The sequence below is a fragment of the Tropicimonas sp. TH_r6 genome (genome assembly GCF_033101155.1).
GTDB lineage: Bacteria > Pseudomonadota > Alphaproteobacteria > Rhodobacterales > Rhodobacteraceae > Tropicimonas.
In genome coordinates this window covers 1-1,362 of sequence record NZ_JAWMPX010000082.1, presented here as the reverse complement: position 1 = coordinate 1,362, position 1,362 = coordinate 1, and the positions used below count along the sequence as shown (strand labels likewise).

Sequence of the window (1,362 nt, the reverse complement as noted above, 5' to 3'; positions counted from 1 at the left end):
GATTTTCACGGCAAGCCTTCGCGCTGAAGTGTAAACGGCACCACTTCACGGCCTGTACGCTCTTCGTGTGCAGCCAGCCTCCGCTGGTACCCATCAGACCGTTCCCGTTGCCAATGCTCGATGAAGTCATCCACCGGGAAGATGGGGTCGGCAATCACCTCATCCAACCCGACCCTGCCCGTGGTCTCCAAGGGACGACCGACCACTTCCTCTGATGCCTGAGCCATGAGGTTCTTGAGCTCTCCCACCCTCGTGTAATCGATGATGAAGCTGTCATGAACAGATAGTACCGGCACGCCCTGAGCAATGAAGTGACGGTGAACTCTCTCGGCGATCAGGCTGTCGAGGTACATCAGACGGATACCTACGTCCGCAAAAAGACTTGGTGCGAGGTGGGGGTGCTCAATCAGGAACATCCCGAGGAGGAGCTCCAACCCCAGATTGGTCATGGCCTTGGCGAAGTGACCAGCCGGGAAGCTGTCACGGAAAGAGCGAAAGGCAGAACCTTTCTCCCGAGCGTTAATAGCCGTGAGAACCAGACGCTTGATCAGCTTTCTCTGGAGCGCAGCCGGAACGTCGGGAACTGCGCCGTCGGGCAGAAGATAAGGGTCCCCCTCGTCTTCTTCGTTTTCTTGAGCATTGAGAATGGCGATATGTAGTCCCCGGAAGTCCACCTCTACCGTTGGGGTGTCGTTGATGAAGATCCTGGACCGCCAGTCACTATCTATCTGCTGCCACCAGCCGCCATAGTACCTTCCATTGAGGTCCCACCGGCCTCGGCTAAAGATCCTTCGGGTGACCTTGTGATGATGGTCGGTTGGCGCTCTGTCCACCTTGGGTTCAGCGAGATCCGGGATGTCGATAAAGGCACCGGCGATGACCTCATTATAGGCCCGGAGGTCTTCCCGCATCCGGTTGGTTTCGTCAGTATCTTCATACTCAAGAAGCCGATCCTCTCCCTCCCCTCGGAGTATGATGACCTCTTGCCCTGCCGCCTGGATAATCTCATCGCGTGGGACTTCTTGACGTTCGAACCACTCAATCAACGGCTCGGCTGCCCGTATCCGGGTGGTTCGGTTATCTCGGTGCCCCGGTGAAATGTTCCTCCCGGCGGCTAGGTCAATCAGGCCGACCACATGCAGGCGCTGGATGATTGGAACGATCCTCTTGGAGATGTGGAGAGCGTTATAGCGTGAACCGGTGTTCCAGGAGTTTACGGACATGGATACCCCTATGCTAAGTTCCGGGTCTTCCAGCCAAGCCACATACAGATCCAGGATCACCACCCGTAGCTGGTGCTTGAACGCCATCTTCGGTTTGGGTCCTGAAGCACCTGCATCTTCGAAGTGCTCCTCCCATATA

General features: G+C 56.5%; 1 protein-coding gene. It reads right to left on the bottom strand.

The window, feature by feature from the left end; all coding sequences use genetic code 11:
* Window positions 1-5: 5 nt before the first annotated feature.
* On the bottom strand, window positions 6-1,362 hold a 1,357-nt coding region (locus tag R3X27_RS25480), incomplete at its 5' end, for a hypothetical protein (RefSeq protein ID WP_317711720.1).